At 45.4% G+C, this 26,137-nt stretch carries 18 protein-coding genes and 1 rRNA gene (1 of these 19 running past the window's edge); 5 read left to right on the forward strand and 14 right to left on the reverse strand.

Annotated features, from left to right (window positions below; genetic code table 11):
* Positions 1 to 916: ribosomal RNA gene (locus tag KCTCHS21_RS27195) — 16S ribosomal RNA — on the reverse strand (it extends 638 nt beyond the left edge of the window).
* 649 nt (positions 917 to 1,565) lie between these two features.
* Here KCTCHS21_RS27195 and KCTCHS21_RS27200 point away from each other — a divergent pair.
* Both KCTCHS21_RS27200 and KCTCHS21_RS27205 read left to right on the forward strand, forming a co-directional pair.
* Positions 1,566 to 1,967, forward strand: coding sequence for a DUF4395 domain-containing protein (locus tag KCTCHS21_RS27200; protein ID WP_232057977.1), 402 nt, complete (start codon positions 1,566 to 1,568; stop codon positions 1,965 to 1,967).
* A 236-nt stretch (positions 1,968 to 2,203) separates the two neighbouring features.
* Positions 2,204 to 2,623, forward strand: a complete 420-nt coding sequence (locus KCTCHS21_RS27205; protein WP_130615287.1) for a hypothetical protein — start codon at positions 2,204 to 2,206, stop codon at positions 2,621 to 2,623.
* A gap of 902 nt (positions 2,624 to 3,525) precedes the next feature.
* Here KCTCHS21_RS27205 and ligA read toward each other — a convergent pair.
* Entirely contained in the window at positions 3,526 to 5,550 is a 2,025-nt protein-coding gene (gene ligA / locus KCTCHS21_RS27210) for an NAD-dependent DNA ligase LigA (protein WP_130615289.1), read from the reverse strand.
* A 267-nt stretch (positions 5,551 to 5,817) separates the two neighbouring features.
* Here ligA and KCTCHS21_RS27215 point away from each other — a divergent pair, with 267 nt between their 5' ends.
* Entirely contained in the window at positions 5,818 to 6,189 is a 372-nt protein-coding gene (locus tag KCTCHS21_RS27215) for a hypothetical protein (RefSeq protein ID WP_130615292.1), read from the forward strand.
* A 59-nt stretch (positions 6,190 to 6,248) separates the two neighbouring features.
* On the opposite strand, the gene pcrA is transcribed toward KCTCHS21_RS27215, so the two are convergent.
* The 9 genes from pcrA to KCTCHS21_RS27260 all read right to left on the reverse strand — a co-directional run bounded on the left by pcrA (position 6,249) and on the right by KCTCHS21_RS27260 (position 18,439).
* Positions 6,249 to 8,600 carry a DNA helicase PcrA gene (gene pcrA / locus KCTCHS21_RS27220; RefSeq protein ID WP_130615294.1) on the reverse strand — a complete coding sequence of 784 codons (2,352 nt, stop codon included), beginning with the start codon at positions 8,598 to 8,600 and terminating at the stop codon, positions 6,249 to 6,251.
* Positions 8,590 to 9,309 (reverse strand): heptaprenylglyceryl phosphate synthase, encoded by a 720-nt coding sequence (pcrB, locus tag KCTCHS21_RS27225; protein ID WP_130615296.1) that lies wholly within the window; start codon positions 9,307 to 9,309, stop codon positions 8,590 to 8,592. Before pcrB ends, pcrA begins: the two co-directional genes overlap by 11 nt.
* Before the next feature lie 18 nt (positions 9,310 to 9,327).
* Complete coding sequence (locus KCTCHS21_RS27230; RefSeq protein ID WP_162309392.1) at positions 9,328 to 9,621, reverse strand: hypothetical protein; 294 nt, start codon at positions 9,619 to 9,621, stop codon at positions 9,328 to 9,330.
* Positions 9,622 to 9,720: 99 nt separating this feature from the next.
* Entirely contained in the window at positions 9,721 to 10,605 is an 885-nt protein-coding gene (gene galU, locus KCTCHS21_RS27235) for a UTP--glucose-1-phosphate uridylyltransferase GalU (RefSeq protein ID WP_130615300.1), read from the reverse strand.
* Positions 10,606 to 10,637: 32 nt separating this feature from the next.
* Positions 10,638 to 11,984, reverse strand: coding sequence for a UDP-glucose dehydrogenase family protein (locus tag KCTCHS21_RS27240; protein WP_130615302.1), 1,347 nt, complete (start codon positions 11,982 to 11,984; stop codon positions 10,638 to 10,640).
* 215 nt (positions 11,985 to 12,199) lie between these two features.
* Positions 12,200 to 14,722, reverse strand: coding sequence for a U32 family peptidase (locus KCTCHS21_RS27245; RefSeq protein WP_130616727.1), 2,523 nt, complete (start codon positions 14,720 to 14,722; stop codon positions 12,200 to 12,202).
* Between the two features lie 217 nt (positions 14,723 to 14,939).
* Complete coding sequence (locus tag KCTCHS21_RS27250) at positions 14,940 to 16,850, reverse strand: copper amine oxidase N-terminal domain-containing protein (RefSeq protein ID WP_130615304.1); 1,911 nt, start codon at positions 16,848 to 16,850, stop codon at positions 14,940 to 14,942.
* Positions 16,851 to 16,890: 40 nt separating this feature from the next.
* Entirely contained in the window at positions 16,891 to 18,018 is a 1,128-nt protein-coding gene (locus KCTCHS21_RS27255; RefSeq protein ID WP_232057978.1) for a S1C family serine protease, read from the reverse strand.
* Positions 18,019 to 18,232: 214 nt separating this feature from the next.
* Positions 18,233 to 18,439, reverse strand: a complete 207-nt coding sequence (locus KCTCHS21_RS27260; RefSeq protein ID WP_130615308.1) for a hypothetical protein — start codon at positions 18,437 to 18,439, stop codon at positions 18,233 to 18,235.
* 305 nt (positions 18,440 to 18,744) lie between these two features.
* On the opposite strand from KCTCHS21_RS27260, the gene KCTCHS21_RS30980 reads away from it, so the two are divergent.
* Positions 18,745 to 18,894, forward strand: coding sequence for a hypothetical protein (locus tag KCTCHS21_RS30980; RefSeq protein WP_157994133.1), 150 nt, complete (start codon positions 18,745 to 18,747; stop codon positions 18,892 to 18,894).
* 73 nt (positions 18,895 to 18,967) lie between these two features.
* Positions 18,968 to 19,504, forward strand: coding sequence for a hypothetical protein (locus KCTCHS21_RS27265; protein ID WP_130615310.1), 537 nt, complete (start codon positions 18,968 to 18,970; stop codon positions 19,502 to 19,504).
* Between the two features lie 162 nt (positions 19,505 to 19,666).
* On the opposite strand, the gene uvrA is transcribed toward KCTCHS21_RS27265, so the two are convergent.
* The 3 genes from uvrA to uvrB all read right to left on the reverse strand — a co-directional run bounded on the left by uvrA (position 19,667) and on the right by uvrB (position 25,894).
* Positions 19,667 to 22,525, reverse strand: a complete 2,859-nt coding sequence (uvrA, locus tag KCTCHS21_RS27270) for an excinuclease ABC subunit UvrA (protein WP_130615312.1) — start codon at positions 22,523 to 22,525, stop codon at positions 19,667 to 19,669.
* Between the two features lie 138 nt (positions 22,526 to 22,663).
* Positions 22,664 to 23,647 carry a diaminopimelate dehydrogenase gene (locus KCTCHS21_RS27275; RefSeq protein WP_130615314.1) on the reverse strand — a complete coding sequence of 328 codons (984 nt, stop codon included), beginning with the start codon at positions 23,645 to 23,647 and terminating at the stop codon, positions 22,664 to 22,666.
* 246 nt (positions 23,648 to 23,893) lie between these two features.
* On the reverse strand, positions 23,894 to 25,894 hold the full coding sequence (uvrB, locus tag KCTCHS21_RS27280; protein WP_130615316.1) for an excinuclease ABC subunit UvrB: 2,001 nt from the start codon (positions 25,892 to 25,894) through the stop codon (positions 23,894 to 23,896).
* Positions 25,895 to 26,137 lie beyond the last annotated feature (243 nt).

A 26,137-nucleotide genomic window follows, 5' to 3' on the forward strand; every position in this document is an offset into this window, starting at 1 on the left:
TCAGTCTTGCGACCGTACTCCCCAGGCGGAGTGCTTAATGTGTTAACTTCGGCACCGAGGGCATGATACCCCCAACACCTAGCACTCATCGTTTACAGCGTGGACTACCAGGGTATCTAATCCTGTTTGCTCCCCACGCTTTCGCGCCTCAGCGTCAGTTACAGTCCAGAGAGCCGCCTTCGCCACTGGTGTTCCTCCACATCTCTACGCATTTCACCGCTACACGTGGAATTCCGCTCTCCTCTTCTGCACTCAAGTTCCCCAGTTTCCAGTGCATCACGGGTTGAGCCCCGCACTTAGACACCAGACTTAAAGAACCGCCTGCGCGCGCTTTACGCCCAATAAATCCGGACAACGCTTGCCCCTACGTATTACCGCGGCTGCTGGCACGTAGTTAGCCGGGGCTTTCTTCTCAGGTACCGTCATCGGATGAGCAGTTACTCTCACCCTTATTCTTCCCTGGCAACAGAGCTTTACGACCCGAAAGCCTTCCTCACTCACGCGGCGTTGCTCCATCAGGCTTTCGCCCATTGTGGAAGATTCCCTACTGCTGCCTCCCGTAGGAGTCTGGGCCGTGTCTCAGTCCCAGTGTGGCCGTTCACCCTCTCAGGTCGGCTACGCATCGTCGCCTTGGTGAGCCATTACCCCACCAACTAGCTAATGCGCCGCAGGCCCATCCACAAGCCGCAGATTGCTCCGCGTTTCCCAATTCGACCATGCGATCAAATTGTTTATCCGGTCTTAGCATTCGTTTCCGAATGTTATCCCGATCTTGTGGGCAGGTTGCCTACGTGTTACTCACCCGTCCGCCACTAACCAAGTTCAGGAGCAAGCCCCTAAACAAGATCCGTTCGACTTGCATGTATTAGGCACGCCGCCAGCGTTCGTCCTGAGCCAGGATCAAACTCTCCATAATAGTGAGACCGAAGTCTCGTATTAAAGAGCCTTTGAGGCTCAATCTTTACAACTGGTTTGTCTTCCGATAACCGAAGTTATCTTCCGACGATTTGTTCGTTTTCTTACGCTCAATGTTCAGTTTTCAAAGAACAATTCGTGTTACTGTTTTGCTTGTTTGTGCTGCGCCCTCTTGAAGCGGCTTAAATAATATATCACAGCCTACAACACGATTGCAACCCTTTTTATTCTGGGAATATAATACAATGCTTTCTTTGCCCATAACCTCTATAAAATCCTTACTAGATGCTACGTCTTACATAGTAATAATAACCCACTATTAGCCCGCGCGAATCATTCTTCCTTCATATAATGTTCTAATAATTCATCACCGACTTATGATCTACTTTCGCTTTGACGTTCTCCTGTAATACTGTCTATAGAAACTTATCCCCGCGCCAGATCAAGAGTATCTCATAACATTAATCGTTATTGATTAGTTAATTAGATACTCTATAACGAAGATCATTCATATATAGAAAGTAAGATTCAGTGGGCCAAGCACTATCAAAAATACATACTGTACCTATTGCCTTCCCTTTCCATTTGAATTACATTTAATTCAAGTAAGCTCATCGACATTGAGGTGATTATATATGCGCGAAGTTCCCATGCGTTACGTAAAAGCTAATCAGATAGGAATCGCTGTTTCAGTCGTTCTTTCCTTCCTCTTACATGAACCTTGGATACTCCTAGCTTTGTGGGTCATTCAAGTAGCCGGGTTAATAACTGAAGGACGCTTTAACCTTTTCGTAATTGTTGCCAAGCAAGTACTTAAAGATAAAGGTGAAGAAACCCAAGCGATAGAGCTTCAGCGGTTTAACAATTTATTGGCCATCCTATTTCTAAGTCTAGCCCTAATTTCTTTCGCCTTCGGTTGGCAAATTGCCGGATACGCTTTCTCTGCTATGCTTTTACTTGCTTCAAGCGCAGCTTTACTCGGGTTCTGCATAGGCTGTACAGTCTACTTCTGGATCAAGCAAATACGCGCAGGACGTCTGAGAAGAAATTAGACTATATAACCCAACCGCAAAAGGGACGTTTCCATCGGAGGCGTCCTTTTTCATATTTATTCTTTTAAGTCTCACGTGAGTCCGGTCCTAAATAACCTCCTAAATAATCGCCTTTCATTAACCCAAAGGAGGATAGCAAGAGCTGTTTAATGTTTGTGAGTGAGCAACCTAATGACTGATAAATACGTCTTTCTACATATAACGAAGAAATCCTATAGTTAAGGGAGAGAGGGTAAATGAGATCTTTGCGCACATTAATACTTATAATGATAATCGCTCTACTAACTGTTGGTTGCTCCACATCAACAAAGAAAGCTGACCTCGATAATTTTCTTCTCCTTGAAGTTAGCAAACCAGACACCGACGGAAAAACATACATTGAGTATAAAACGATTAAAGATGCCGCCACCGTAACGGAGATTAAACAAATTTTCATTCAAGCCGATGAAAGCAATGCAATGGCTTCGATGTCCCGCAATGCCGATCGTAAAATCATCCTAAAGAATACTAATCCTGTAGCCTCATCAGAGCCCCAAACCTACGGGATTTGGTATTCCCCAGACTCTAAATATGTAGAAGTTGTAAGCGAGACGTTTGGTGGAGGATATATTAAGCTTAATCTTAAGGAAAGTAAGATTGTTCTCGAAGTGCTTTAGCTTGCGATCGTCTTACGAATATAACTTCTTAATAAAGTGCTATTTGATGATCGGAAGTAGTTATAGGCTTGTGAATAATAGATAGATTCAAGCAAGGACGATCCATAGCGGATCATCCTTGCTTGTGAAATTATATAATTATATATTTATGCTCGAATGAAAGGAATGTCGAATATTGCAGATTTACTAACTGGGAGTAAGAAGGATGGATTGTGTGCAGCACTTATAATCTTGAGATTATCTCACCGGCGTCTTTAGCGTGTGGGTGAGGGAGCATAAGTGGACGTTCAAAAGCAGAGAAGTTTTGAGCAATAAGGCTGAAAAGAAAAACGCATTAAGACAGATGTAAAATTAACTGAGCTAGGGAGGTGTAAGGTCTGAAGGAGTTGTATGAAGTTTTCGAACAACTGGACCAGGAAGAGACTCATTTGATGGGTGGTGTAAGAAATTTCCGAGCAACTGGGCTAGGAAGAGGCACGTTTGATGGGTGGTGTACGATATTTTCGAGCATCTGGGTTAGGAAGAGGCACGTTTGATGAGTGGTGTACGATATTTTCGAGCAACTGGGCTAGGAAGAGGCATGTTTGATGGGTGGTGTACGATATTTTCGAGCAACTGGGCTAGGAAGAGGCATGTTTGATGGGTGGTGTACGATATTTTCGAGCAACTGAGCTAGGAAGAGGCACGTTTGATGGGGAGTGTACGATATTTTTGAACAACGAGGCTTCAGAGAGGCACGTTTGATGAGTGGTGTATGATATTTTCGAGCAACTGGGCTGAGAAGAGACACATTGCTCAAAAGGCGTTGATTCAGGTAGTTCAATACCTGCATCAACGCCTTTTGAATTTTGGTGACAAACCCGATATCGTTAACATGCTAAAGCTTTCTTACTGGTTGCCTGTTATTGGCCTCCGAGAAGTCGTAGCAATTCTTCTTGATCCTCTAGTACAGGAACGCCTAGATCACGTGCCTTTGTTAGCTTACTTCCAGCACTTTCTCCTGCAATAACTAGATCTGTTTTCTTTGATACACTACCTGACACTTTAGCTCCAAGCGCTTCTAGCTTCTGGGCAGCTTCATCTCGTGTCATAACCGACAGTGTTCCAGTCAGTACGACCGTTTTACCAAACAGAGGATGATTCGCATCTGCTGAAGCAGCCGCTGGACGAGATGCCTCAGCTTTCATGCCAAGCTCGCGCATGCGGGCGATGCTTGCTAATGCAATTGGATCGCGGAAATAGTTGAAGATACTCTCCGCAACAATGCCACCGACGTCCGGTAATCCAACAAGCTCATCAACCTCTGAAGCCATTAACCTATCCAAATCGCCAAAATGCTCTGCTAGCATTTTAGTCGTAGCTTTTCCCGTATTGGGAATACCCAAGGCATTTAGAAAAGAAGATAGCTCCCGCGATTTCGATTTCTCCAGCGCTGCCAGCAGGTTAGTCGCCTTCTTTTCTCCAAAGCGTTGGAGCTTAACCAAATCATCATAATTTAAGCTGTACAAATCAGCCGGCTCGCGAACATTTAGTTCCTCGTACAATTGCTCCGCAGTCTTCCCGCTGAATGTCTCAATGTCCATGCAATCGCGAGATGCGAAATGAGTGATCCGTCCAATGATCTGTGGCTTGCATCCTAAACGATTGTTACAGAACAGATGCGCCCCCCTCATTTCCAAAGGAGATCCACAACCGGGACAAACGATTGGAATCTCGATTGTTTGGCCTTCTTCATCATCCGCTTTACCCAGAATCTCAGGAATAACGTCGTTGGAGCGCCGAATAAATACTCTTGTCCCCAATGCATGAGAAAGATTTTTGCGTTCAATATCACCGACATTGTTGAGTGTGCAATTCTGTACGGTAACACCAGCGAGCTCAACTGCTTCTACACGAGCAAGTGGAGTTACCTTACCCGTTCTCCCTAATTCCCAGGATACAGATTCTAGTACCGTCGTCGTTTCCTCTGCCTCAAATTTAAAGGCGACAGCCCAACGAGGGAATTTGTCCGTATAACCCAAAGCATCCCTTGTTCTCATATCAGTCAGCTTAATAACCGCTCCATCAATTAAGTAATCCAAGTGTCCACGTCGCTCGACAACTGCCTCTAGCTCAACAATTACTTCTTCCATTGTCGTAAAATAGGCATTATACGGATTAACGGGGAACTTATTTTCTCGCAAGAAGCTCATCATTTCACGATGGTTGGCAAAAGAAACATTTTCAGAAAACCCGACATTATAGAAGAAAGCATCCAATTTGCGAGACGCCGTAATTCGAGGATCTAGATTCCGCAAAGCACCTGCAGCTCCATTACGAGCGTTCTTAAGGGGTTCAGCAGCTGTTTTGTTATATTCCTCAAGCACAGACAAACGCATAAAGCCTTCTCCCTGCACCTCAATCGTTCCTTCTCCAAAGCCGATTGTAAGTGGTACTGTGCGAATCGTGCGAGCTTGGGCAAGAATGCCTTCCCCTATCTCACCATTACCTCTCGTTGCGGCTTGGGCTAACTCACCGTTCTCATAGGTTAGGTTTAAGGATAGCCCATCGAACTTTAATTCCACTACGTATTCGGGAGCAGGAAGTGGATCATCCGTGTTCTTGGAATTGTAGTCCGTAATTAGTCGATTGACTCTCGCAGCCCAAGCAACTAAATCCTCAGTATTCTGCGCCTTGTCCAAGCTCCAAAGTCGGGAAAGATGGCGATGCGGTTCGAATCCCTTAAGGATATCACCACCAACTCTTCGAGTCGGAGAGTCCGGCAAAATCGATCCACTGACTGCCTCTAGCTGCGAAAGCTCATCATAAAGGACATCATATTCTTTATCGCTGATCGTTGGATTGTCTTCTGTATAGTATCGATGGCTATGCGCGTTAAGCTCAGCGACGAGCTCCTGCATCCGCTCTAGAAATCCGGTTTGTGCCATTGATTCTTGACCTCACTTTTAATAAATAATCGGGGCTTTCCCCCTAGTCTATTTCGCTCAAGAAGCATTGTCAAATTAGTCAAGCATAAACGGCTGAAGCCGTCCTTTCGCGGCGTTCAATGTTTATGTCGGAGACATATCAGAAAAGTATCAAAAATTCTATACTTGCTGATATGTTGTAATAACCTTGATCTTCGCCCTTCGTGTTTCACCCTCCCGCCCCAAGGTTTAATGATTGTTAGTCACAATTTCTAGGAGGTGAGGGAGATGGCAAAACAACGCTATTACGTCTCCGTCTCGGCAAGCATGGTAGGAACGGAGCCTTCGTTGACAGACCAGCTTACCGTTCTGGCAACGGAAGAGGAAAGGAACCATTTGCTCGCTTTATTAAATCAAGAACAGAAAAATATAGAAAAAACCTACTTAAGAGCGCAAATCCCTTATAAATCCGCTGACCATGACAAAGCTACTAATCGATATAACGACAATATGGTTGAAATCTACCGTTACCTTTATAAGATCGGTACTCTAGAAACCAAGCGTCATATCGCGTACATGGACATTTTACAGGAGCTACGAACGCCAGATTATCACCATCATGGCTACGATAATTTAGGCCACAACAATTCAAGGTCTTAAGATTGGAAAACGGGCTCATAAGAGCCCGCATTGGATCGCCGAGAAAGCTCGGCGGTTTTTTATATTTTAGTAACTGGAGCGAACGCAGCTAATAGTCTCTTAACACCTGTAGGTGCTGGAAACGCAATTTGCAGCTCTGCATCATTACCTGTACCTTTTACAGCTACAACAGTACCAATACCCCACTTCGCATGCTGAACCTTATCTCCTGCAGCTATTGCCATTCCATCTCCAACAGGCTTAGCAGCTGAAGGTGTCTGCGGTCGGGTAACTGAAGCGTTTGTCGTTGGACTAACGGTAGGGCGAGCACCGAATCCTACACTTGGAGATGATGGGGAACGTGTGCCGTACCCACTGTTTCCTCCACCACTTACCCGAGAACCATATCCTCCATACGAGCCAGAGCGGCCTCCACCTGCAGATTCTACCGCTTCCTTCAATTCAAGTGGAATTTCTCCCAAAAACCGTGAAGGAGCATTTGTACTTGTTTTACCATAGAGCAACCGCATCCGGGCACAGGTTAAATATAGCTTCTTCTCTGCCCTTGTGATTCCAACGTATGCCAATCTTCGTTCTTCTTCCATTTCCGCGTTATCCATGAAGGAACGACTGCTTGGGAACAAGCCTTCTTCCATCCCTACAATGAACACGACTGGGAATTCCAAGCCTTTGGCGCTATGCATGGTCATCAGGATTACGGCATCACCGTCACCTTCTTCATCATCCATCGAATCAATATCCGCAACAAGTGCCAGCTCTGTCAAAAATGAGATCAGTGACTTATCATCATTGCGCTTCTCGAATTCTTGCGTAACCGACAAGAACTCTTCTATATTTTCAAGACGTGACTTGGATTCAAGTGTATTCTCCCGCTGCAGCTCAAGCCGATATTCAGTGAGCTCGAGCAGCTTCTCCGTCAATTCCGTTACGGATAAATATTCGACCATCGCAGATAAATTATTAATAAGATCACGGAAGCCAGACAAAGCTACCTTTGCTCTAGATTGAATATCCAGATGATACAGCCCGTCTCCGAGCAACCCATCCCCTTCATTAAGCAGCTGCAAAATAGAGATACCCTTACGAGTCGCCTCTTCCCGCACCTTCGTCATCGTCGTATCGCCTAAGCCCCGCTTCGGCTCATTAACGACCCGATTCAAGCTATTATCATCATCCGGATTGGACACCAACCGTAAATAGGAAAGAATGTCCTTAATCTCTTTACGATCGTAGAACTTAATTCCGCCAACGATTTGGTAAGGAATTTCAGATTTAATAAGGATTTCCTCGACGACCCGTGACTGCGCATTCGTCCGGTACAGAATCGCATGATCACCGTAGCGACGGGCATTTTGACGGTTTTTGCGAATCTCACCTGCTATAAAATAACCTTCCTCGTGCTCGGAATCACCCTGGTACACCGTGATTTTGTCGCCGCCATCTTGATCTGTCCATAGGTTTTTCGCTTTGCGACCCATATTGTTCTTAATGACTGCGTTCGCCGCATCTAGAATGTTCGAGGTAGAACGATAGTTCTGCTCCAGCAAAATACTTTGCGCTTCAGGATAATCCGCCTCAAAGTTAAGGATGTTCGTAATGTCCGCTCCACGCCAACGGTAAATCGACTGATCACTATCTCCAACAACGCAGATGTTATGATGCTTTTGTGCGAGCATTTTACACAGGGTGTATTGCGCTTTATTGGTATCCTGGTATTCATCGACATGAATGTATTTGAATTTATTCTGATAAGATTCTAGAACCTCAGGAACATCTTTAAAAAGCTGGATCGTTTGGAGCAAAAGATCATCGAAGTCGAGCGAGTTGTTAGCTTTGAGTCTCCGTTGATATTGCGTGTACACCTTAGCTACGATGGATTCAAAATAATCCCCTTGCTTCTGCTCGTATTGAGCCGGAGACATGAGCTCATTCTTCGCCGCACTAATGGAGCCTTGAACTGCCTTAGGCTCGATTTTCTTCGTATCGATGTTGTTATCCTTCATGACGTTACGGATGACAGAAAGCTGATCCGTGGAATCGAGAATGCTGAAATTAGAACCGAATCCAATACGTTCGATATCTCTACGGAGAATACGCACGCACATGGAGTGGAAGGTGCTTACCCAAATATCTTTGCCGGACGGACCAATGAGCTTAGCTACCCTGTCCTGCATTTCACGAGCTGCTTTGTTTGTAAAAGTAATCGCCAAAATACTCCATGGTGCAGCTAGACGTTTGGAAATGAGATAAGCTATACGATGAGTCAGCACTCGCGTCTTACCGCTTCCTGCGCCAGCCATAATAAGGAGGGGTCCGTTAGTCGCTATGGCCGCTTCCTTCTGCTTTGGATTCAGCTTATTAATTGAGGCATCGATATCAATGGAACTTGTATTATCCCGTTCAAAAAACATGATCTTGCTCCTTTATCGCAAGGTTTACCGCGTTTACAGTTGCAAGTGCGGCATCCAGGTTTTCGTAAATGATGTTGCCAACGACAACTGTATCTGCCGAGGCAGCGGCTTGAGCCGCAAGCTCAGGACTGCTGATTCCTCCACCGTAGAAGAGATGCGCCTGTTTTAGTCCACTTTTTATACTCTTCAGTAAAGCCATATCACCGAAAACTCCGCTATATTCCACATAGAGAACCGGCACATTCCAGAGCCTGTCCGCTACTTGGCTGTAGGCTATCGCCTCTTCGTTGCTAATGTTCGTCTCTGCTCGACTTACTTTGGCAACTGTTGATTCCGGATTGAGCACCAAATAGGCTTCACCTGTGATTAAATCCCATGGAAGTAAATGTCCAAAATCACGAAGCGCCTCGACGTGGTGGCCTATCAACCATTCGGTATGTTTCGTGTTGATAACGCTAGGAATGAAATAACCATCAAATCCAGGAACTCCACAAGCCGGGTCGGATAACTCAAACGCACATGGAACCTCGTACCGACGTATCCGCGCCATGAGATCGACTGTATTATCGAACGTTACTCCGCTAGATCCACCGACAAGAATGGCATCTGTACCAGATGTACATATCGCATCCAATGTCGCATCATCTATTGGCCGCTCAGGGTCTAGCTTAAACACGTGTTTCCAATTGTCATAAAAGGAAGGGAGCATATAGCCTCCATAGCTGATCTAGTATTTACTTACTAGTCTACAGGAATTCGATGCTTCTTCCAAGAAGGAATGAGAGGGAATAGCTGAAATGTTCCGGAGGAGGTTGTGGTTATGATTGATTGGGCCTGTCAGACTAATCAACTCATATTCCATCTCAAGACCGTCAGTCGAACCAAATACCGGCCATAACACCTCCTTCAACAGCTTAATCTCTGCAGTCAAATTTCGGTTCAGCATCTCCAGTCTTCGTGGGTCAGCGCTACGCTTCTGCTCATGAAAGTACGCTTTGAATTGCTCCTCTAACATTCCCATTCCTCCCATTTAGCATCATTAACATAAAAAAGCCGCCAACTCCATATAGGAGGTAGCGGCGTGTGCTTCACGCTTTGTAATATTATCTTTGTTCCCAACCTAATACTTCCCAAGCTTCTCTTCCAAGTAGGCGCGAACTTCGTCCTTCAAGTCTGGACGCTCCAACGCGAAGTCGATAATGGTTTTGAGATAGCCGAGCTTCTCACCGGTATCGTAGCGGGTACCGTCAAATTTGTAGGCGTACACAGATTCATCCCGCATTAACCGGTAAATTGCGTCGGTTAATTGAATTTCTCCGCCCGCGCCGACATCCTGATTTTCTAATAGATTAAAGATAGCAGGTGTTAATATATAACGTCCGATAATAGCAATGTTAGAAGGAGCATGACCTGGGGAAGGCTTCTCCACAACGCCGCGCACCTTAAGAATACGATCGCCATCGCCGCCACCAGAAGGATCAGGATCCACGATTCCGTATCGGGACACCTCAGCATCAGGCACCTTTTTCACCGCTAGCACTGAGCCTTGTACCTGATCGTAGACATCCATCATTTGCTTTAAGCAAGGCACATCGTCGGATTGGACGATATCATCCCCTAATAACACTGCAAATGGTTCATCGCCAATGAACTTGCGAGCGCACCATATCGCATGACCAAGCCCACGAGGCTCCTTCTGGCGAATGTAGTGGATATCGATCAGATCGGACGGCTTCTGAACCTCTGATAGCAAATCCAGCTTCCCCTTCGATAGCAAGCTTTGCTCCAGCTCATAGGAGCTGTCGAAGTGATCCTCAATTGCCCGTTTTCCTTTACCTGTTACGATAAGAATATCTTCAATTCCAGATGCTACGGCTTCTTCGACAATATATTGAATTCCAGGCTTATCTATGATGGGAAGCATTTCCTTAGGCATTGCTTTCGTAGCCGGAAGGAACCGAGTTCCCATTCCCGCAGCGGGAATGATGGCTTTACGAATTCTCATAACTGGCATCCTCTCTAGACTTTCGGTACGAGTTAGCCGGGATTCCGAATAGGCTCCTTCGGAACGACTGGCAATCGTCCGACACCAATGCATACGACACCCTGTGCATTCAGCGCAGTGGAGTCCAGTGCATTTCTTCCATCCATAATTATAGGACGATTCATCCAGTTTTTAAAGTCTTCTGCCATGATCTGCCGAAACTCGCGCCACTCAGTCAATAAAATAGCCGCATCCGCCCCCTTCAAAGCTTCTTCAGCCGAATCACAGATTGTCACACCAGTCGGCATTAGCTTACGTGCAGCTTGATTAGCTTCAGGGTCATATGCTGTTAAAGTAATACCTGGGTGCCGGCGATTTAATTCGGCTATAACCCGCAAGGAAGGAGCTTCCCGCAAATCATCAGTCCCAGGTTTAAACGCTAGCCCCAATAATGCCACCTTACGCCGCGCAGGATCAGAAAGCGCCGCTTCTAGCTTGCGCACCATCCGGAGTGGTAGCATCGCATTCGTACGGACTGCAGCTTCCACTAATGTTTGAGGCGCGCCTGCTTCATCCCCCATCTTTACAAGTGTCCTTGCATCTTTGGGCAGGTTGGAACCACCAAATCCAAGGCCAGCACTAATAAAGTGGGGACCGATCCGCGGATCTAAGCCCATAGAATGAGCAACGGCAGGATAGTCAGCGCCTGTTTGTTCTGCTAAGGCAGCCATATCATTGGCAAAGGATATTTTAACAGCGAGGAAAGCGTTGGCAGCAAGCTTAGCTAACTCTGCACTTCGGGGATCTGTCGACATAATGGGACCGGGGAGCCTCTGATGAAGCTCTGTCAATCGTTCGGCAACATGAGTCGATGAGCTTCCAATGACTATACGGGAAGGCTCGAAAAAATCCCGAACAGAGCTGCCCTCCCGCAAAAATTGCGGTATCGAGACAACCTCAACTTGGCAATGTGCGGGTAGACGACCTCTTAATCTATTTTCTGCCCGTTCTGTCGTGCCGACAGGCACAGTGCTTCTAATCGCGATCATTTTTCTTCTATCATCAGTTGGTGACCATGCCTCCAGTTGATCAATGATCGCCCAAAGAGCGGCTAGTGACATTTCACCGTCCTCCCCCGTTGGGGTTTCTACTGCGAGAAAGACCAGTTCTGCTTCATTTAGCACTATGCTAGGATCATGACCGAAGCTTAGCCTTCCGGCAGCAGTATTACGTAACACTAGCGCTTCAAGTCCCGGCTCATAATTAGGAATAATTCCTCGCGCAAGCTGCGCAATCTTCCGTGTATCATTGTCGACGCAATGAACCGTATGCCCTAAATCAGCAAACCCTGCGCCCGTTGTAAGACCAACAATCCCAGCACCGATAACGGCCATTTTCATGGTCTGCGCCCTCCTCTATATTAAATGTTTCTAGTTGTGAATTTGCTTTGCTCTGATTGTAGCATCAGTTTGAAAACAAACCTCCATGTTTGTGTTAATGGAACGTAAATTATGGAGTTAGATATCACTTCTGGTCGTAAAAAAAGATACCCTCCTGGAATATGACCAGAAAGGTATCCTTCAGCTACATTTTCGCTATGTCATTAATCATTTACTCACCTAACCAATTGCCCGCGGGTAACTCCAAGCTGGTTAGTCGCCTTCAGCTTCCTCCAAACCTCAGGTCCGCCAATCCGTCCATCAATAGCGGCACGATAAAGGGATAGCACCTCGAGCACCTTATCGCCAGTTTCTTCAAGAAACTCGACACGGTAAGAGCGTACACCAAGCTCCATGAACAGACTCAAGTATTCGGCACCCGATTGCTCTATTGCATTGTATACCGTATTCCGGCAGCCTTCATCAACGCGTACAGGGTGAGACATGCCGATACGATCCTGCAGCGATGCCCGCTTCTCTTCACATGGCCGTCCGCAATTAGTGAAATCCGTCCCTTCACTCATGAAGGTGCAGTATACACAATGCTCAGTATGGAACATCGGCATATGCTGATGAATAACCATCTCCAGCCGTGAGGTATCGGAGCGACGAAGCATATCAACCATCTGTTGAATATTCAAATCGTAGGAAGGAGTCACCCAGTCGCAGCCCGCTTCGCGGAAAAGGTTGACGGTTTTATGGTTCGCTACGTTTAATGAAAAATCTCCTATGAGGAGAGGATGATCCGCTTCAGGCTTCTCCATCCGTTCCTTCAAATAGTAGTAAAGCGCACCTGTATTGCGAACAAGCACAGCATCAGGCTTCAAATTCAGGATGTTACGGTGGTACCCATTCTCGCCAGGCATATGAATGCGCGGAGTAACGAGTGCAATTCTCTTGCCCGCTTCACGGCAAACAGCAATGGCTTCTGGGAACTGCTTAATAAATTCAAAATCCGCGTAAATAAGCGATACATCTGTCTTAACGACAGCTTTAACCTGCTCAAGCGTACGGCAAAGCGCAGTCAATTCAACCTCGCTAGGCTGCACCGAGACGTCACGATCGGTCATATAAGAATCTGCCAGCTCATCTACGCTATTTTTAATATACTTAGGCGGTTGCTCCCTAAGTTGCTCTAGCTGTTCAGCAGCTTCCCGGCGCATCCGGTTCAATTCGCGCATCGGTACGATTACTTCGCCTTTAAGCGCAACCTCTAACTGATCCAAGTAATACAGCGTTCCACCAAGTCGTCCAAGCTGTTCCTGTAGAACCTCTTGCCCAAGCGGACGCTTCTCAGCACGCTCTAACGGAATTTCTGATTCGATGGCTACGGTCGTACCCTTGCCGATATCCGTCCAGATAGTTCTCATAGGAGCGCCTTCTTGTCCGAACACGGATACCGCTAGTGGAAATGTCCGGTATGGCTTCTCTGTCTCAAAGCTGCTACGAAGACGCCTGTCCAATGCAGGATCGCTTGTTTTCCATATCCGATCACCTTCATGCACTCGGTTTAAGTCCACGTCATTGCGGCCAGGTACGATTTCAATCAAGTCACCCTCAGGAGCCTCGCCTTCCAGCTTTAGGCCGGAGCTACGCACATCATATACACGTCCGCCTTCTTCTTTCTTCGTCGGATCTCCAGCATCGAAGACGATCCCATCGCCCCGCTTAAGAGGAGCTTCAAGCCTACAAATAACGGCATCTCGAAGAATCTTCTCCACTTTGCCTAGATACACGCCGCGGCTCTTAGGGAAAGTACCCTCTACGAGCTGCTTGTTGTTCGTGCCATCTAAGAAGCCATGTGTAAAGCCCCGTGAGAAGCTTTGCTGTAGCTCGCGAACCTCTTCCTTGGAAGGCCCAGTTTCATCCCCGCCGAAATATTTATCAATCTCCATGCCATACTTGCTCACAACATTCGCAACATACTCTGGGCTCTTTAAGCGGCCTTCTATCTTAAAGGAAGTTACTCCCGCATTGATTAATTCAGGCACGATATCAATAGCAGCTAAATCCTTCGGTGAAAGCAGGTAGGCGATATCGCCCATAGGCTGTTGTACGCCATCCACCATCAAATCATATGGCAAACGGCAAGCTTGCGCGCATTCACCACGATTAGCCGAACGGCCTCCCCATACTTCAGAGGTCAAGCACTGCCCAGAGTAGGAAACGCAAAGCGCACCATGCACGAATACTTCCATTGGAAGCTTTGCTTGATCTCCGATTTTCTGAATCTGCTTAAGATTATTTTCCCGTCCGAGAACTACCCTCTCTAATGCAAACGGCTTTGTAAATTCAACGGCTTCCGGAGAAGTAATCGTCATCTGCGTTGAACCGTGGATCGGGAAGTCAGGTGAAATCTCCCGAATCATCTTCACAAGTCCCAAATCCTGAACGATCACCGCATCTACACCAGCATCAATACATGCCTCTATGAGCTTACGAGCTTCTGCCAGCTCATCTTCAAAAACAAGAATATTAAAGGTTAGAAAACCTTTAACTCCATACTTATGCAGAAACGCCATAATTTCAGAGAGCTCATTCGTCTGAAAATTATGTGCACGAGCGCGAGCATTAAACTTCTCTACCCCGAAGAAAACCGCGTTCGCTCCATTCGCTACAGCAGCCCGCATACATTCCCAATCACCTGCAGGTGCTAACAACTCAATATCTTCACGCCGCATAACGGCCTTTTCTTTCATCTTCATATTCCCTCCAAGCCGTGTCCTACACGGCATTCGCTGTTCTCATTATTACGTTTACAGCAAGAGAGGTCAACTATTTTTGTCCGACAGGCCATTGATACAAGCATAAACAACTTTCACTCGTCCCTCTTGTAGTAAAATAAACAGAGGCTATCCCTTAGATCTTTTCAGATCGTTTAGGAAGCCTCCGTTAATTAATAGCTGTAAATATATATTATTTAGTTAATTGAAATGAATTCAGGGCCTCATCTAGCCTCTTCAGGTTTGATTCGGTTGCGTAAGTGATATTCATCGTTCCTTGAACAGCATACAAATTCCCATTACTTTCAAAGATGTAAACCGTTAGCTTAAGACCATATTGTGCTAAATTATTAGTTGAGAATTCATATTTAACAGCATTTACACCAGCAAAGGTTACATTTGTTTTAGAGTCCATATTAAATATGCCACTATTCTGATTAGCTTTCTCAAAATAATCTTGATATTCTTTCAATCCACTACCCTGATTGACCGCAATGGCTAGATCTGTGGCTAAATGACTGAAGTTAACACTATTTTTATCCATATCTATTGTTCCGCTAATCCAGTACTTCGGCACTGTAACACTATAATTAAACTTTTTACTCTTCTTAGTTGTAGTTGATGTGAGATCTAAGGAATCCATAGGATCCGGTACTTCACCGAATGATTTCTCCACTTTGGCAAAATCAATTTTCATTCCATTTAATACCTCATTAATTACATCCTCTACTCCATCCCTGCTTCCTTCTTTATAGGTGAAGTTTACAGCGTATTTATACTGTCCCTTTATTGCATAAATCTGATACTCATTTAGCCACTGCTTTGTATTATCCGAATAGGAAAGCTTAACTACTGTTGCAGGGATACCATTCCATGTAACAGAGCTTATCTCAGGCTCTTTGCGATAAGCCTCTGCTTTTAACTCTTTGAAAAACTGCGTATAACTTCCTACCCATTTACTCAGATTATCATCCGAATTAAGAGAATAAACATCTAGAGATAGACTCGAATCATCCGGACCATAATAATAGGGATTGGCACTTCGTGAATCCTCACTCCATTGCTTAGACAATTGAAGCTTGAGCCCATAATCGCTATTCTCAAAGGAAATTTTACCGTCTTTAATTCGCGCTAAATCTTTAAGTGACTTGTTGGCAGCATTGTATACTGGCTGGAAGCTGTCTAGCAATGCCGCATTAGCATCTAACTCGGACGCTTTGCTAGCTTTTTTACCGAAGATCAGAGTGTAAAAGTAACCATTTGCCTGAATTCCCCGGTATTCGTAGTAAAAACCGCCTTGATCCTTCGTTACTATTCTTTCGAATTTGCCTGTTGGTCTAGTAATGGTCTTTACGTCCACTACGGTTTCATCCTCAATATTTTCCTTTATCCAATCCCGTTTTTCATTCGAATCAAGAGCTTCCTCAGCTTCTTCAATGGATATGGCTAAATAATAATTGCCCTTAACATCGCTAAAGGATAAAAAATTACCATTAGACCACTGCTTCTGTTGAACGAGCCCTGTCGGATAATTCATTGACCAAGTATAATAGCTATCACCAATCTTGGACTTGCCAGAATCGGTATCAATACCCGGTCCTTTGCTACCAGAGCCTGCTGAGGTTATCGTCGCTTTAAGGACGATTTCTTTAGTTGCAGCATCATTAGATTGGGTTGCACCGAAGGTTTTGGCGATAATTGCAAGTGGAACCATAGTTACACCTGACTTATTAACAGGAGCCTCTGACAAGGTTACTTTCTTGCCATCAATTGTAGCGGCCTTACTGCCAATGGTCATAACAATAACATGCTTAAGGTAAGTTAACGTAATGATCTTGTTGTCTTTTAATTGTACTTTTGCTGCGAAGCTTTTGGCATTCGTGAATACACTTAGAGGCACCATAACCTCATTAGAGGATTTATATGGAGGTTGGATTTTGGTCGCTTCCCCATTGATTTTCATTTGGTTACTTGCGAGCTTCAAACGAATTTCTAGCTTAGTGCTGCTATCCGCTGCATAAACTGGAAGCGCGGCAGTTAGGACGAACATGACGAGGGCCAGCATCATTACAAGCCGGCTTTTGGAACGATTAATGAATAACATGAATTAGTATACCCCTCTCAACAGCTAAAAAATGACTTTCTTAATGAGCAAGACTTTCTGACAATTTTATTTTCCGATTAACCAAATCTCCATTAGACAACAGAGTTACACTAACCGTCTGGCCTGGTAAATACCCCTTCAACAGCTCATTAAGCTCCACTGAGGTGGATACCTGCTTGCCATTGACAGAATATAATTGGTCGCCCACCTTAACCCCTGCTGTGTCCGCGTTATCTGAGGAAATTGCGATTACCGTCATTGGCTCTTCAGTAGGTAGACCCACGATTGCTGACCAGCTCTCCTCTAGATCCAGACCAAGGGAAGGACGCTTTACTTTGCCATATTTATTGAAATGATCTAATACGTATTGTACGGTGTCAGAAGGTATGGCAAATCCCATGCTATCAATATCAACATCTACGAATTTCATAGAGTTGATGCCAACAACCTCCCCTTGGAGATTGACCAGCGGACCACCACTGTTACCTGGATTAATCGCTGCATCTGTTTGCAACAAATTGTAATCAGAGGATACGGAACGATTCATTCCGCTGATGACTCCTACCGTTGCAGTATTACGTAAAGAAAAGGAAACCGGCGTACCTATAGCAATGACCGTCTCCCCTACTTGCACTTTCAGAGGAGATGGAGCGAATGTCGCTTTCTTTAGCCCTGTTGCATTAATCTTCACTAAAGCCAGATCGCTAGTCACATCGATTTGCTTGCGGGTGCCCGAATATTCCTTGCCATCCGCTGTTACAACAACGATTCGGTCCATGCCTTTAACAACGTGAGCATTCGTAACAATCCAGCCGTCACTCTTTACAATTACTCCTGTACCATGAGCGAGCGAGAACCGATTGCTGGAGCGCTCGTCCGCTGGTTTGCCTATAATAGCAACAACGGATGGAGATACTTTCTTAATAACATCCGGAATAATTGATTTGATAGAGTAGTCATATTTTTTAGTGGCTGTATTATAGGAGCCCGTGCCTCCTATTTGCTTCATCAGGGTGGAAGCTTTGACATAAACCTCACCGTTAATGACTTTTGCATCAAGCTCTAATTTGTTATCGTTAGCCGCCACTGCTCCAGTCGCCCCAATTACTGCCACTAATACCGTTATAACAATAGCTAAAACGATTTGGCGACGTTTGTTCCTGATCAAAGTTATCTCTCCTAACATTTTCTAGTAAACAGCATAACTCTATCACAATTACTGCCTCGTGAACATGAAAATGTTTGGGGATTTTTTCCTTTTATTATTTAGGAATAGATATGCGCTAAAATTATACTTGTGACATGCAAAATGGCATGCAAAAAAATGGACTCGGAAGACAACGCTCCCAAGTCCATTTATGTACCCCTATTTGCTCAACCATTTACCAGCCGCTAATCATTTTCACATCTGCTGCAATAAACACAACTAACGCTACAGCTGTAAAACCGATTGCAAACATGTTTTTACGAGGCCGCGTCAACAAAAGACGTACTAGCCCTACGGCGATAAGAACCGTAATTATGATCATGAAGATATCGAAGTGCTCATAAGCACTTGCTGATTCAGCTGCATTTTCCACTAGAAACATAAGGGAGACCTCCTTTATCTGACCTAATAAACCCATCTTTATCTATGTTAGCTTCTGGACGCCTGGCTTGCAAGTCCGAAGTTAATGCCGTAACAACTTTGTCACACATGCCAAAGAAATTACCCTGCTAATAGGGGTTATTAGAAGCTGCTTACTTGACAGAGCTTCAATAATAAAGTGTCCATCTCCTGCATTCTCTATAACAGTACAGCAACTGAGCCCGATTTTCTATGCAGAGCAGGTGTTAAATCACAAATAATTTCCCATACTACGCTAGAATGCTAAACCATAGGGAGGCGCTTACCATGCATGAAGATGCTTACTCGCTTGCTATTTTAAACCCTGATGATCTAGAAGAAATTAAGGAATTGGAGCAACGTTTCTCGGATAGAATTGGACATCCCATCAGTCTGATTGCCTATCAAGCGAATACTGAGAACGACAAATCTGACTAACACGCCGCCCCCAGAATGGAAAATGTTTTTTCGTCCATACTAGAGGGGAATCCAACAATTGGGAGGCCCCTCTATGAATAAGCGACTGTTAGCATTGCTCGCGCTTTCCTTGCTACTGATATCTGTCCCAGCGCTTGTTGCTGCTGCACCAAGCGAACATCATCATTATGAGCAGAAGAATACACCGGATTGGAAATCGTATCCTGCTGATATTCAGGCTCTCAAGCTGCAGTTAGATAAAATCCGCACGGAGCAGAAAAGTCTGTTTGTGAAAATGAAATCGCAGCATGATCTGATTACGGAAGCTCGTAAGACACTTACAACAGATCAACGTACTACGCTCAAGGAGCCTGCAAAGCTAATTATAGAACAGATGAAAACGACACGAGACAGCATTCATGCGTTAAGAAAACAGAAGCATGAAGCTTGGGATAGCTTCTATGCGCATGCTGAAAGTAAGAAGTGGAGCGTAGCTAAAAGTGAATTGCAGGCGATCATTAAACAAAAAGAGCAAATTGTCCAGAAGCAGCAAAACATCCTCAAGCTTCAAAAACAACTAATTGCTCTTGTAAGTCCCACACATGAATCGCATGTTCACTCTGGAGAATAATCGTTAAAGCAATAAGGGCAGCCCTCATGGTCTGAAGAGACCATGAGGGCTGCCCTATTTATGCGATCATATACTCATCTGATCGCTCGATACAAACGTGTACCGCCGTCCTGAGGACGGCGAAGCCGTTGTACTTGTTAGCAAGCTAGTAGCTCACAAACATCAAGCTTTCGCTAAAGCTGCTTCCGTCCGCGCACGATCTCTTTCTAGCACCGGTCCTAGGTACTTGCCTGTATAAGAGCCCTCAACCTTCGCCACGTCCTCTGGCGTTCCAGTAGCCACAATCATACCGCCGCCGTTGCCGCCTTCGGGACCTAGATCAACGAGGTAATCGGCGGTCTTGATGACATCTAGGTTGTGCTCGATTACGAGCACGCTCTCCCCAGAGTCAACGAGACGGTGAAGCACCTGAAGTAAGCGATCTATATCATCTACGTGAAGTCCAGTTGTAGGCTCATCTAGAATGTAGAGCATCTTCCCCGTACTCCGACGATACAGCTCCGCAGCTAGCTTAACGCGCTGGGCTTCTCCACCCGAGAGCGTAGTCGCTGGCTGGCCAAGATCCATATATCCAAGACCCACATCCATGAGCGTCTGCATCTTGCGATGTATTCGAGGAATATTAACGAAAAACTCTGTTGCATCCTCTATCGTCATTGCAAGCACTTCAGCAATACTTTTGCCTTTGTATTTGACTTCAAGCGTCTCCCGATTGTACCGTTTGCCTTTGCAAATTTCGCACGGAACATAAACATCAGGCAGGAAATGCATCTCGATTTTGATAATGCCATCGCCCTTGCACGCTTCACAACGTCCGCCTTTGACATTAAAGCTGAAGCGTCCTTTCTTGTACCCCCGTACCTTGGATTCGTTGGTCATCGCATATACATCACGAATGTCATCGAATACCCCAGTATAGGTTGCAGGATTGGAACGCGGCGTTCGACCGATTGGAGATTGATCAATATCAATAACTTTTTCCAAATGCTCGATTCCGTTGATTTCTTTGTAAACGCCTGGGCGAGTTTTGGCTCTGTTCAAATCCCTTGCCAGTGTCTTATAGAGAATTTCGTTTACAAGCGTCGATTTGCCTGATCCAGAAACACCCGTAACTGCCGTAAACACACCTAGTGGAAATTTAGCATTAAGGTTTCTAAGATTGTTTTCCTTGGCACCTTTAATTTCGATCCAATTTCCGTTAGGCTTACGCCGTTGCTGTGGCACTGGAATGAACTTCCGACCGCTTAAATACGCACCCGTAAGCGACTTCTCGTCATCCATTACTTGCTGTGGCGTACCTTGTGAGATAACAGTTCCACCGTGAATTCCCGCTCCTGGACCTATATCAATAATCCAGTCAGCAGCCATCATCGTGTCCTCATCATGCTCGACAACAATAAGTGTATTCCCGATATCCCTCATATGATTCAACGTTTGGATAAGACGATCATTATCACGCTGATGCAGCCCAATACTCGGCTCATCTAGAATATAAAGAACACCCATAAGGCTAGAACCAATCTGAGTGGCTAAACGAATTCGCTGCGCCTCTCCACCGGATAACGTGCCAGCTGCGCGAGACAAGGTCAAATAATCTAAGCCAACATTCACAAGGAAGCCGAGACGATTATTAATTTCCTTCAGAATCAGGTTCGCGATCGCCATTTCCTTCTCATTCAGCGCAAGCCCCGAGAAAAAGCTCTGAGCTTCGCCAATGGATAGCGAGGTTACATGAGCAATATTCTCTTTGCCAATTGTAACAGCCAGTGATTCTTTCTTCAGCCGCTGTCCACGGCACTTGCCACAAGGCTTAGCGCTCATATACGACTCAATAAACTCACGAATACCCTCAGAGCCGGTTTCCCGATAACGGCGCTCTAAGTTATGCACAACTCCTTCAAAAGGAACTTGAGCATCACGAGTATGTCCAAACTCGTTCTCGTAACGGAACCGAATCTTCTCACCAGCTGTACCATACAAAATAATTTGCATTTGCTTATCACTTAACTCGCTAACGGGAATATCCGTTGCAATGTCATAATGAGCACATACGGCAGAGAGAAACTGCGGGTAATAGTTGGACGTACTGCCTGCCCATGCTTCAAATGCACCTTCTTCAATGCTTTTACTGCGATCTGGGATGAGCAATTCAGGATCGACTACCATCTTCACGCCTAAGCCGTCACATTCCGGGCATGCCCCATAAGGTGAATTAAATGAGAACATACGCGGCGCCAGCTCATCAATCGAGAAGCCGCATTCCGGGCAGGCCAGGTTAGAGTTAAACATAAGTTCTTCTTTTTCAATAATATCAACGATAATTTGACCGCCAGATAGCTTTAATCCGGTTTCTAATGAATCCGCCAGCCGAGAAGCCACATCTTCCTTCACTACGATACGGTCTACGACGACTTCTATAGAATGCTTCTTATTCTTCTCAAGCTCGATTTTCTCTGATAGATCACGAAGCTCACCATTAACACGAACGCGAACAAAGCCCTGCTTCTGTATATCAGTAAGCAGCTTAGTATGCTCGCCTTTGCGTCCAGATACGACTGGAGCCAGAATTTGCAAACGGGTCCGTTCCGGATATTCCATAATACGGTCAACCATCTGCTCAACCGTCTGTGATGTAATTTCAAGTCCGTGGTCAGGACAATGCGGCTTGCCTACCCGTGCGAACATCAAACGCAGGTAATCATATATTTCCGTTACTGTCCCGACTGTAGAACGTGGGTTCCGACTTGTCGTCTTCTGATCGATAGAAATAGCAGGAGACAGTCCTTCAATGGAATCTACGTCGGGTTTGTCCATCTGACCAAGGAACTGCCGAGCATACGCGGATAAGGATTCCACATAGCGGCGCTGACCTTCAGCATAGATGGTATCAAAAGCAAGTGAAGACTTACCCGAACCAGATAATCCCGTAAGCACAACAAACTTGTCACGGGGTATCGTTACGTCGATATTTTTCAAATTATGAGCGCGAGCGCCCTTGATTACTATATTCTCGTTGGCCAAGCGAAAAAGCCCCTTTCGCGACAACGCGGGGCTTTCATTATGCCAGCCGCAGTCGCACACCAATAGGAATGTGTGTTCCCGTTCATTATACCGAACTGCGGCTGGTCATGCAAATGATTTGTACAATATGCAATAAATTTACAGAAGCTCTTTCCGAAGCTGCTCAGGCGACTTAGGAGACAGAAGACCATAAGGAACATCGAATACAGTTTTCGCGCCTGTTTGTCCAGCATTAGCCAGACGATATGCAGCACGAGCATAGGCAACTAGAACGCTAGCTGTGAACTCTGGATTGCTATCTAGCTTAAGGCTGAACTCGATGAGCTGAGTATTACTGTTGCCTTCTCCTGTTTGTCCACTGCGAAGGACATTACCACCATGCGGCATCTTGGAATGCTCAGCTTGAAGAACTTCCTCGGATACGAAGTGAACTACTGTCTCGTAATCTGCGAAATAGTTCGGCATGTTCTTGATTTCATTAGCGATCGCTTCCGCATCCGCTCCATCCTTAAGTACAACAAAACATTCACGAAGGTGCTTTTCGCGAGTAGTTAATTGTGGGTTGCTGCCGCTACGAACGCGCTCTACAGCAGCTTCATGAGGAATGGTGTATTGAATTCCGTTACTTACACCTTCAACGCGACGAATGGCATCAGAATGACCTTGGCTTACCCCTTTGCCCCAGAATGTATATTCTTTCCCTTCTGGAAGAACAGCTTCTGCTAACAAACGGTTCAAGGAGAACAAGCCTGGATCCCAGCCTGTAGAAATGACGCTAACGTTGCCGCCCGATTGAGCCGCGTCATCTACCTGATTGAAATATTCAGGGATAAGAGCATGTGTATCAAAGCTGTCCACTGTATTGAAATCCTTAGCCAATGCAGGGCCTTGCTCAGGCAAGTCCTTAGCGGAACCGCCACATAGAATCAATACGTCGATTTTACCTTTATATTGCTCAATGTTCGAAATTGAAACCATAGGAGTTCCTGCATTGATCGACTCCGGATTACGACGAGTAAAGATCGCCTCTAGCTGAAAATCAGGATTTTGGCGAATTGCTGCCTCTACCCCACGACCTAAATTTCCGTAGCCTACAATTCCTACCGTTATCTTTTTGCTCAACTTCATCTTCCTCCTAAATATACTTTAATGAATTTAGCCCACTTAATCACAACCATAGATTGTGAAGGTAAGCTCTCAAATACTCATATCCACTTTTTATTGCAACACTCCAACTATTTTACATGAATCGACGTCAGCACAAAAGCGGAATTTGTTAAAGAATAATAAATTATAGGCATGTTTTTGCATAAAATGGCACTTAAAAGAGCACATGAACGGTTCCATGCGCTCTTCACTAGAGTATTACTACAATCCTGCCTTCAGTTCCAGTAAAGCATCCCTAAGCTCTGCTGCTCGCTCGAACTGGAGACTCTTGGCAGCTTCCTTCATCTCGAATTCCAAACGCTCAACAATCGACGCACGATCCTTCTTCGATAGCTTACTAAGATTCTCGGCTCCAGTAAGATAAGTGCTCTTCGACTCTGCCGCCTTAGTCGCTTCAATCAAATCGCGAACCTTCTTAACAATCGTCTGCGGAGTAATGCCGTGCTTCTCATTGTAAGCCAATTGAATCGTGCGACGACGATCCGTTTCGCTAATTGCCTTGGCCATAGAATCCGTTATTTTGTCCCCGTACATAATAACGCGGCCACCGGCGTTTCTCGCAGCACGTCCAATGGTTTGGATCAGCGATCGTTCTGAACGCAAGAAGCCTTCCTTGTCTGCATCCAGAATCGTAACCAATGAAACCTCCGGTAAATCGAGACCTTCCCTTAGAAGGTTAATCCCAATGAGCACGTCAAACACACCAAGTCGTAAATCTCGCAAAATCGCCATCCGCTCCAATGTTTTAATATCGGAGTGGAGATATCGAACCTTAATGCCGACTTCCTTCATATAATCGGTCAAATCTTCAGACATCTTTTTCGTTAGTGTAGTGACAAGAACCCTCTCGTCCTTGGCTATACGATCACGAATTTCCCCAAGTAAATCGTCTATCTGGCCCTTCGTGGGACGAATTTCGATAATTGGATCTATCAGTCCAGTAGGGCGGATGATCTGCTCAACTACCGTCGGACAGTGTTCAAGCTCATAGGGACCTGGTGTCGCAGATACGAAGACTAGCTGCCTCGCCTTCTCCTCGAACTCTTCAAACTTCAAAGGCCGGTTGTCCTTAGCAGACGGCAAGCGGAAGCCATGATCAACAAGCACAGATTTACGGGCCTGGTCACCATTGTACATGGCGCGTACTTGAGGAAGCGTAACGTGAGATTCATCTATGACGATCATATAATCTTCTGGAAAGAAATCCATAAGCGTATACGGAGTTGCCCCACGCTCTCGGAAGGTCATCGGACCAGAATAATTCTCGATTCCAGAGCAGAAGCCCATCTCTGCCATCATTTCCAGATCATAACGGGTCCGTTGCTCTAATCGTTGAGCCTCCAACAGCTTTCCTGCATCTCTAAGCTCAACAAGCCTTTCTTCTAGCTCTCGTTCAATATTAACCATCGCGCGTTTCATCTTCTCTTCACCGGTTACGAAGTGAGAACCTGGAAAGATAATAACATGCTCACGCTGACCAGTAATTTCACCAGTCAGAACATCGATTTCCGTAATGCGCTCAATCTCGTCCCCGAACATCTCAACCCGAATCGCTGAATCCGCTCTGGATACCGGAAATATCTCGATGACATCGCCGCGTACTCGAAACGTTCCCCGCACAAAATTCAAGTCATTGCGGTCATATTGTATATCAATGAGCTTATGCAAAATATCATTCCTTGATCGCTCCATCCCAACTCTTAAGCTGAGACGCAAATCCCGGTATTCCTCTGGCGAGCCCAAGCCGTAAATACAAGAGACGCTGGCTACGATAATAACATCTCGTCTTTCAAACAGAGACGCAGTCGAGGAATGTCGCATCTTATCAATCTCATCATTAATACTTGAATCCTTCTCAATGTAAGTATCCGTAGATGGAATGTAAGCCTCTGGCTGATAGTAATCATAGTAGCTGACGAAGTATTCTACCGCATTGTCCGGAAAGAACTCCTTAAACTCGCTACATAGCTGCATAGCCAACGTCTTGTTATGTGCAATAACAAGTGTTGGCTTATTAACCTTGGCGATAGTCTGTGCAATCGTAAATGTCTTACCCGTGCCCGTTGCCCCAAGTAAGGTTTGATGCTTCTTCCCTTCTAGAATACCCTCTGCCAATTGCTTGATTGCCCCAGGCTGATCCCCATCCGGTGAATATTCAGATACCAGTCTAAAGGGCTTATGCTCCACGTCCGAAATGGCCATAACCGACCTCCCATATCGCTTAATCGTATACACAAACAAAAAAAACAATATAATAACAAAGTCATTTTTAACAGAATGTGTGTTCCCATATATTATATCGTTTTACCCCTACCTCGTCAAAAGGAGTTAGCATCCATTTCTGCACGACAAAGGACTTTTATTTACAAAAATGCTCATGCAGAAATTGTTGTTTTACGGCAACAATTACCCACTTTGTGATACGATAGGGGAAAAGGCATCTCC

The sequence above is a fragment of the Cohnella abietis genome (assembly GCF_004295585.1).
GTDB lineage: Bacteria > Bacillota > Bacilli > Paenibacillales > Paenibacillaceae > Cohnella > Cohnella abietis.

Excerpts from the sequence above, each read along its gene's own strand:
- KCTCHS21_RS27200 (WP_232057977.1), top strand. The coding sequence starts at position 1,566 with ATGCGTTACGTAAAAGCTAATCAGATAGGAATCGCTGTTTCAGTCGTT.
- KCTCHS21_RS27205 (WP_130615287.1), top strand. The coding sequence starts at position 2,204 with ATGAGATCTTTGCGCACATTAATACTTATAATGATAATCGCTCTACTA.
- ligA (WP_130615289.1), bottom strand. The coding sequence starts at position 5,550 with ATGGCACAAACCGGATTTCTAGAGCGGATGCAGGAGCTCGTCGCTGAG.
- KCTCHS21_RS27215 (WP_130615292.1), top strand. The coding sequence starts at position 5,818 with ATGGCAAAACAACGCTATTACGTCTCCGTCTCGGCAAGCATGGTAGGA.
- pcrA (WP_130615294.1), bottom strand. The coding sequence starts at position 8,600 with ATGTTTTTTGAACGGGATAATACAAGTTCCATTGATATCGATGCCTCA.
- pcrB (WP_130615296.1), bottom strand. The coding sequence starts at position 9,309 with ATGCTCCCTTCCTTTTATGACAATTGGAAACACGTGTTTAAGCTAGAC.
- KCTCHS21_RS27230 (WP_162309392.1), bottom strand. The coding sequence starts at position 9,621 with ATGGGAATGTTAGAGGAGCAATTCAAAGCGTACTTTCATGAGCAGAAG.
- galU (WP_130615300.1), bottom strand. The coding sequence starts at position 10,605 with ATGAGAATTCGTAAAGCCATCATTCCCGCTGCGGGAATGGGAACTCGG.
- KCTCHS21_RS27240 (WP_130615302.1), bottom strand. The coding sequence starts at position 11,984 with ATGAAAATGGCCGTTATCGGTGCTGGGATTGTTGGTCTTACAACGGGC.
- KCTCHS21_RS27245 (WP_130616727.1), bottom strand. The coding sequence starts at position 14,722 with ATGAAAGAAAAGGCCGTTATGCGGCGTGAAGATATTGAGTTGTTAGCA.
- KCTCHS21_RS27250 (WP_130615304.1), bottom strand. The coding sequence starts at position 16,850 with ATGTTATTCATTAATCGTTCCAAAAGCCGGCTTGTAATGATGCTGGCC.
- KCTCHS21_RS27260 (WP_130615308.1), bottom strand. The coding sequence starts at position 18,439 with ATGTTTCTAGTGGAAAATGCAGCTGAATCAGCAAGTGCTTATGAGCAC.
- KCTCHS21_RS30980 (WP_157994133.1), top strand. The coding sequence starts at position 18,745 with ATGCATGAAGATGCTTACTCGCTTGCTATTTTAAACCCTGATGATCTA.
- KCTCHS21_RS27265 (WP_130615310.1), top strand. The coding sequence starts at position 18,968 with ATGAATAAGCGACTGTTAGCATTGCTCGCGCTTTCCTTGCTACTGATA.
- uvrB (WP_130615316.1), bottom strand. The coding sequence starts at position 25,894 with ATGGCCATTTCGGACGTGGAGCATAAGCCCTTTAGACTGGTATCTGAA.